Origin of the sequence: Micromonospora sp. NPDC049089 (genome assembly GCF_040648775.1) — a bacterium.
Classification (GTDB): domain Bacteria; phylum Actinomycetota; class Actinomycetes; order Mycobacteriales; family Micromonosporaceae; genus Micromonospora.
On record NZ_JBEZEH010000283.1, the window covers coordinates 1 to 7,112 of the forward strand.

The following is a 7,112-nucleotide window of genomic DNA, read 5'->3' on the forward strand; positions in this document are numbered from 1 at the left end:
TCCCCCCCCGGCGTTGTTTTCCCCTGTGGGCGCCCCCCAAAGCCGGGGGGCGCCGCCCTGACCGTCAGGTCGCCGCTTGGCGTGATCGTGCAGATCGATGGCAATCATTTGACGTATGACGTATCACCCGCTAATTTTCACCCCGCGGGCCACCCGGCCACCGGGAGCCAGGACGTCGTACCGCGCAGTTCGGCGCGGCCTGCCACGAAGCCCGGATCGTGGCATCGCCATCGCCATCGACGTGCGCCGTTGGCCGCGGGTTGCCCGCACACAACACCCCAGACGTGCTGACGCCACCACCAGGACGCCGGTACGCACGCCACGGCACGCGCGGGCGCTCCCGCTCGTGGGTGACCCCGATCGAAGGAGTGGACCATGAAAGCCCTCGTAGAGGCTCGTCCCGCCTCTCGGCACAGATCTCGCTGGCGCTCAGGGTTGGCCGCGGCGGCGGCCGCGGCCATGGCAGCCAGCGCACTCGTCGCGGTCAACGCGGCGCCGGCGGCCGCAGCCACAGTGGACACCAACGCCTCCTACGTGCTGGTGAACCGCAACAGCGGCAAGGCGCTGGACCTGTACGCCTCGGCCACGAACGACGGGGCGCGGATCAGCCAGTGGACGCGCAACAACGGCCTCAACCAGCAGTGGCAGTTCGTGGACTCCGGGGGTGGCTACTACCGGATCAAGTCGCGGCTCTCGGGCAAGGTGCTCGACGTCAGTGGTTTCTCCACCGCTGACGGCGGCGCGATCGTGCAGTGGTCCGACCTCAACGGGACGAACCAGCAGTTCCGGCTGGCCGACTCGGACGGCGGCTACGTTCGGCTGATCAACCGCAACAGCAACAAGGCAGTCGAGGTGCAGGGTTCTTCCACCGCCGACGGCGGAAACATCGTCCAGTACGCCGACTGGGGCGGCACCAACCAGCAGTGGCAGCTCGTCGCCGTCGGCGGTGGCACCACCCCTCCACCGTCGGGTGGCAGCGGGTGCGGCAAGGCACCGGCGCTGGCCAGCGGCACGCACACGATCCAGAGCAACGGCAAGAGCCGGACCTTCATCCTCCGGGTGCCCGCCAACTACAACAACAGCAACCCCTACCGGCTGATCTTCGCCTTCCACTGGCGGGGCGGCACCATGCAGGAGATCTCCTCCGGCGGCACCAGCGGGACCGCCTGGTCCTACTACGGGCAGCAGGAGCAGTCGAACAACAGCGCCATCCTGGTCGCGCCCCAGGGGTTCGGCAACGGCTGGGGCAACTCCGGCGGTGAGGACATCACCTTCGTCGACGACATGATCAGCCGGATCGAGAGCAGCCTCTGCGTCAACCCGAGGCAGCGGTTCGCGCTCGGCTTCAGTTGGGGTGGCGGCATGAGCTACGCCGTCGCCTGCGCCCGAGCCAACGTCTTCCGGGCCGTCGCGGTCATCTCCGGCGCGCAGATCAGCGGGTGCAGTGGCGGTACGCAGCCGATCGCGTACTTCGGGCTGCACGGCATCACTGACAACGTCCTGAACATCTCCCAGGGCAGGGCGCTGCGCGACACCTTCGTCCGCAACAACGGTTGCACCGCGCAGAGCCCGCGCGAGCCGGCCGGCGGCAGCCGCACCCACATCACCACCGTCTACTCCGGCTGCAGGTCCGGGTACCCGGTGCAGTGGGCCGCGTACGACAACGGCCACATGCCCGGCCCGGTGGACGGCACCTACGCCGAGAGTGGCATCACGACCTGGACCAAGGGTGAGATCTGGAGGTTCTTCGCCCAGTTCTCGTGACTCGTGTCGGCCTCAGCTGGCGGCGCCTGCTCCCGTTCCTCGGGGGCGGGCGCCGTCCGTTGCCCGTGGCGATCAGCGTTCGAGGCGGTCGGGGCTCCCCGAGCCGCTGCGGCGGACCAGCCAGGCCTCGGTGATGTGGGTGAACATCGCCTCGGCGGCGCCGTTCGAGTCGTGGGCGGCGATGCGCTCGTAGATGCGTCGGTGACCCTGGTTGGACGCCACGCACAGCGCCCGCTCGGTCCGGCCCATGTAGCGGGCGGTGTTGATGACCTGGCTCTCCAGTGCCCGTACGACGCCCCGAGCGATGCGGTTGCCGGATGCCTGCATGATCGTGTCGTGGAAGGCCCGGTCGTGGTCGTGGTAGGTGACGTGGTCGTCGACGAGTTCGTCCATCCGGTCCACCATGGCCCGCAGCCGATCGATGGTCTCGGCGTCGGCGTGGCGGGCGGCGACGTTCGCCATGTCGGACTCCAGCACCCGCCGGGTGACGACCAGGTCGTCGAGGATGGCGAGGCTGTCGTCCACCGCGATGGTCGCCGCGAGGACCAGCTCGTCGAGCATGTCCCAGTGCGCCGGTGGGGTCACCATGGTGCCGGCGCCCTGGCGGACCTGCACCAGCCCCTTCTCCTGAAGGATCTTCACTGCTTCCCGGACGACGGTCCGGCTCACGCCGAAGGTCTCGCAGAGGATCGGCTCGGGGGGTAGGGACGACCCGGACGGGTGTACGCCGCGGACAATGCGCTCCACCAGTTCGGCGGTGACCGCCCTGGCGAGGTTGGTCGGCCGACGCACCCATGCCGGGGTCCCCGGGCTGTTCAGGGCTGTTTCCTGCGGTGGCGTCATGTCCCCCTCCGATGGCTCGCCGTGGCACGACGTCCGGATCAGTGTACGGCCGACCGTTGACGTAACACGTCATACGAGTTACCTTCCGGTCAACATTTGGCTAGCGGGGCACCCGCCGGCCACCCCCCATATAGAGGTGACAACTGATGAGACAGCGCGCAATGTGGTCGGCCGTCCTCGTTGTGGGCCTGGCCCTGGCCGGTTGTGGAAGTGCTAGCGATTCGGGCAAATCGACCAGCTCCGATGGCAAGTTGGTCGTGTGGGACTGGAAATCCGGCGAGCCATTCGCCAAATCCTATCTGGACAAGGCCAAGGCCGACTTCAAGAAGAAGCACGCCGACGTCGAGGTCGAGTTCGTCGCGCAGCCGTTCGACCAGTACTACACCCTGCTCGGCGCGGCAATTCAGTCCGGCAAGGGCCCCGACGTCATGATGTTCAACGGCGGTGGCCAGATCCGCGACCGGGTGGACGCGTTGGTGCCGATCACCGACTACGTCGCCGAGGACAAGCAGCGGCTGGCCGGATGGGACGCGTTCACCAAGGACGGCAAGGTCTACGGCAGCCCGGTGACGCTGCAGGGCTACCCGATCTACTACAACAAGGAGATCTACCGGAAGGCCGGCCTCGACCCGGCCAGTCCGGCCACCACCTGGGACAAGTTCGTCGCGGACTGCGCCGCCATCGCCAAGGCCAACTCCAAGTGCTTCGCCCTCGGCAACAAGGAAGGCGTCGGCATCCAGTTCTGGCTCTCCAGCATGGGGTCGGTGACCCTCACCGCCGCGGAGTACGACGCCTGGATCACCGGCAAGCGCGACTGGACCTCGCCCAACGTGAAGCGGATCTTCGAGCTCTGGAAGGAGACCGGAGTCAAGAAGATGAACACGGACGGGGCCAACTCGACCGCGATGTTCAACGACTCCTTCGCAGCCTTCCAGTCCGGCAAGGCCGCCCACGTCATGGGCCTCATGTCCGACGTCGGGCACTGGAAGTCCTTCAACGAGTTCCTCACCGCGGAGAAGCTCGGCGTCATGAAGGCCCCGGTCGTCACCGCCGGCACCACCCCGACCCTGCCGTACGACGGTGGCATCGGCTATGCCGTGGCCAAGTGGACGAAGGACCCGAAGGTGGCCGCCGACCTGGTGCGCTCCCTGACCGCGGCCGACGCGTTGAAGGCGTTCTACGCTGACGCCGGCGCGATCGTCGCCGACATCACGATCGACGTCTCGCAGGCCGGCCCGGCTGCCTCCACGATCGTCGCCGAGCTGAAGACCGGCAAGCCGGCTCTGCACGTCGCGCTCGACTCGAAGACGATCGACCTGATGGGGCGCCTCTCCCAGCAGCTGCTCAGCGGTTCGATCACCGTCGACGAGGTGGTGAAGCAGTTGGCCGCTTCCGACCAGGCGGGCTGACCTCGTGCCGATCGGAAATACGCAACCGTCGGTCCGCCTGGCTTCGGCCGGGCGGCCCGGCGGCCCGGCGGCCACCTCCCCCGCGCACCGCGGTGGCACCCGTCCCCGTCGCACCCGTGGCGGCCTGGGGGCCGAGCGCTACGCTCCCTACATCCTGGTCGCGCCGGCCGTCCTGATCATCGTGGCGCTGCGGCTCTACCCGCTGATCCTCGGAGTCAACTTCTCCTTCACCGGCGACGGTGACCGGAACGGAGAAGCGGTCGGGTTCGGCAACTACCAGGAACTGTTCGCTGATCCGCTGTTCCGCACCGCGCTGGGCAACGTCGGCCTGTTGGTGTTGCTGCTTCCGGTGGCGGTGGCGATCCCCGGTCTCCTCGCCACGTTCATCTTCCTCCGCGTGCCGGGCCACCGCTTCTACCGCAGCGTCTACTTCTTCCCGGCGGTGCTCTCGCCGGTCATCGTCGGGGCGATCTTCAACCTGTTGCTCGCCTTCGACGGCCCCCTGAACGCCGTGCTCGGGTCGATCGGTGTCGGTCCGGTGGACTGGCTCGGGGACCCGGACGTCGCGATGTTCATGGTGGTGGGCGTGCACATCTGGGCCACCTTCGGGATGGCGCTGGTGGTGTTCCTCGCCGGCTTCGCCACGCTGGACGCCGCGCTGCTGGACGCCGCCCGGGTGGACGGTGCCTCGCTGCTCCAGGTCGTCTGGCACGTGATCATCCCGAGCCTCGCCCGGACCATCCAGTTCGTCTTCGTGACCACGATGATCGGGATGCTGACCTCGATGTTCGGGCTGCTCTTCGTGATGACCAGCGGCGGCCCGGAGGGCTCGACATACCTGCCGGAGTACTACATCTGGATCCAGCAGGGCCAGATGAACCGCCCGGCTCTCGCGTCCGCCGCGTCCACGATCCTCTTCGCGATCATGCTCGTGGTGGGAATGTTGCAGATCAAACTGCTCGAACGATCGGGAAAGGTGGACTGATGTCCCGCGTCCGACTGGGACGGTGGATGATCGCCATCCCGATGTCACTGCTCGCGGTGGCGACGATCTACCCCCTGCTCTTCACCGCGAACGTCGCGTTGAAGACCCGCCGGGACTACATCCTGGACCGGTTCGGCCTGACCAGCACTCTGCAATGGGAGAACATCAGCACGGCGTGGACCAGCGTCGGTATGGGCCGCTACTTCGTCAACTCGCTGGTCGTGGTGACGTCGTCGGTGCTGCTGCTGCTCCTGCTCGGGTCGATGGCAGGCTTCGCGCTGAGCCAGTTGCGGTTCCGTGGGTCGTCGGCGTTGTTCCTGGGCTGCCTCGCGGGGCTCTTCATCCCGTTCCAGGTCATCATGGTGCCGCTCGCCCGGATCATGGCCGACACCGCGCTGATCGACACGTACCCGGGTCTGATCCTCGTCTACGTGGCCCAGTTCCTGCCCTTCACTGTCTTCCTGATGACGAGCTACTACAAGGGCATCCCACCGGAGATCGTCGACGCCGCCCGGATCGACGGCAACACCGTGTACGGCGTGTATCGCCGGATCATGCTGCCACTGGGCACCCCGGCGCTGCTGTCGGTCGGCATCCTCAACGCCCTGTTCTGCTGGAACGACGTCCTCATGGCGTTGGTGATGATGCCCTCGGCGGAGAACCGGACGCTCATGATCGGGGTGACCTCGTTGCGAGGGCAGTACAGCGACAACATCCCCACCTTCGCGTCCGGGGTGCTGATCGCCGCCATACCCGTCCTATTGGTCTACCTGTTCCTCCAGCGCCAAATTGCCGACGGCGTCGCCGCCGGTTCCACGAAGGGTTGACATGCGGATCACGGGATATCGGACGCTTACCACGGTCCAGGAATGGGGGCGCCCCGTCGGCGACGCCAACGGCGTGTTTTCCGACGGGGTGGTCCCGGTCTCGATCGTCCTCGTCGACACCGACGAGGGCATCACGGGCGTCGGCCTCGGGCCGCACGTCGAGATCGAGCGGATCTTTCCAGCCATCGAGGGCGAAGACCCCCGTGCCGTGACGTCCCTGTACGACCGCATGTTGCGGCACACCTTCAAGGCCGGCCACGCCGGCCCGGTGTTCGGCACCATCGGCGCTCTGGACACCGCGCTGTGGGACATCAAGGCGCAGGCCGCCGGCGAGCCGCTGTGGCGACTGCTGGGCGGACGGGACCGGCGGGTCACCGCCTACGCCTCCGGCCTGGACATCGGGCTCACCGACGACGAACTCGTGGCCGAGTACGAGGTCTACGCGAGCCACGGCCTTCGGGCGGCAAAGCTCAAGGGCGGCCTCGACATCGAGCGCGATCGACACCGCCTCAGCCTGGTCAGGGAGGTTCTGACCGAGGCCGGGCACGGCCGGCGGCCCGGCCTGATGCTCGACGTCAACGAGGCGTGGACCCGCAAGCAGGCCGTCCGACACGTCTGCGAGCTGGAACGCACCCTGGACCTCATCTGGATCGAGGAGCCGGTCCGGCGCTGGGACGCCGAGGGTCTCGCCGCGGTCAGCCGAGGCGTGTCCGCGTCGGTCGCCACCGGTGAGAACCTGACCGGGCTGGAACAGTACCGTCCGCTGATCGCCGCCGGTGCTGTCGACATCGTCCAGATGGCGGCCGTCTGGGGGGTCACCCACTTCCTGCGGGCGTCCGCCCTGGCCCATGCCCACGACCTGCCGGTCAGCCCGATCGGCAACAGCCCCGTCGGGTTGCTGCACGCCGCGACCTCGGTGCCGAACCACCTGACCAGCGAGTTGCAGGACCTGCACACACCCGTTGGTGTCTCCATCGACCTGCACGTCGAGGATGGCGCCTTCATCCTCGGTGACGCACCCGGTCTCGGGGTCCGGGTGGACGAGGAGCGGATCCGGGCGGTCAACCGCCGCCCGCAGGCGCAGACGGCCGACAGCCCCAACGTCCGGCCGGAGCGGGCCGGACGACGGCTGCTGGCCGGAGTCGACGGGGTGATCCCCACCCGCCAGGTGCCTGTCGTGTCGCTGAATTCCCGCAACGAGGTGTCGCCGACCGTACGGCACTGAGCTGAGCACCAGAGAAGGAAGGGCGTGGGGGGGGGGCGGCGGCGGTTAACCCACCACCC

Annotated in this window: 6 protein-coding genes; 5 read left to right on the forward strand and 1 reads right to left on the reverse strand. The window is 67.9% G+C overall.

The window, feature by feature from the left end:
- Positions 1-375: 375 nt before the first annotated feature.
- A complete protein-coding gene (locus tag AB0B48_RS30955; protein WP_357207747.1) occupies positions 376-1,764 on the forward strand; it encodes an RICIN domain-containing protein in 1,389 nt (462 codons plus the stop codon).
- A gap of 72 nt (positions 1,765-1,836) precedes the next feature.
- On the opposite strand, the gene AB0B48_RS30960 is transcribed toward AB0B48_RS30955, so the two are convergent.
- A complete protein-coding gene (locus AB0B48_RS30960) occupies positions 1,837-2,607 on the reverse strand; it encodes a FadR/GntR family transcriptional regulator (RefSeq protein WP_357207750.1) in 771 nt (256 codons plus the stop codon).
- A gap of 146 nt (positions 2,608-2,753) precedes the next feature.
- On the opposite strand from AB0B48_RS30960, the gene AB0B48_RS30965 reads away from it, so the two are divergent.
- Genes AB0B48_RS30965 through AB0B48_RS30980 form a run of 4 tightly spaced genes read left to right on the forward strand, consistent with a single transcriptional unit; the run spans position 2,754 to position 7,053 of the window.
- Positions 2,754-4,016, forward strand: coding sequence for an extracellular solute-binding protein (locus AB0B48_RS30965; RefSeq protein WP_357207752.1), 1,263 nt, complete (start codon positions 2,754-2,756; stop codon positions 4,014-4,016).
- A 4-nt stretch (positions 4,017-4,020) separates the two neighbouring features.
- A complete protein-coding gene (locus tag AB0B48_RS30970; protein WP_357207755.1) occupies positions 4,021-5,001 on the forward strand; it encodes a sugar ABC transporter permease in 981 nt (326 codons plus the stop codon).
- Positions 5,001-5,828 (forward strand): carbohydrate ABC transporter permease, encoded by an 828-nt coding sequence (locus AB0B48_RS30975; RefSeq protein WP_355006931.1) that lies wholly within the window; start codon positions 5,001-5,003, stop codon positions 5,826-5,828. Before AB0B48_RS30970 ends, AB0B48_RS30975 begins: the two co-directional genes overlap by 1 nt.
- 1 nt (position 5,829) lies before the next feature.
- Positions 5,830-7,053, forward strand: coding sequence for a mandelate racemase/muconate lactonizing enzyme family protein (locus AB0B48_RS30980; protein ID WP_355006930.1), 1,224 nt, complete (start codon positions 5,830-5,832; stop codon positions 7,051-7,053).
- The last annotated feature ends 59 nt before the right edge of the window (positions 7,054-7,112 follow it).

Excerpts from the sequence above, each read along its gene's own strand:
- AB0B48_RS30975 (WP_355006931.1), top strand. The coding sequence starts at position 5,001 with ATGTCCCGCGTCCGACTGGGACGGTGGATGATCGCCATCCCGATGTCA.
- AB0B48_RS30965 (WP_357207752.1), top strand. The coding sequence starts at position 2,754 with ATGAGACAGCGCGCAATGTGGTCGGCCGTCCTCGTTGTGGGCCTGGCC.
- AB0B48_RS30960 (WP_357207750.1), bottom strand. The coding sequence starts at position 2,607 with ATGACGCCACCGCAGGAAACAGCCCTGAACAGCCCGGGGACCCCGGCA.
- AB0B48_RS30980 (WP_355006930.1), top strand. The coding sequence starts at position 5,830 with ATGCGGATCACGGGATATCGGACGCTTACCACGGTCCAGGAATGGGGG.
- AB0B48_RS30955 (WP_357207747.1), top strand. The coding sequence starts at position 376 with ATGAAAGCCCTCGTAGAGGCTCGTCCCGCCTCTCGGCACAGATCTCGC.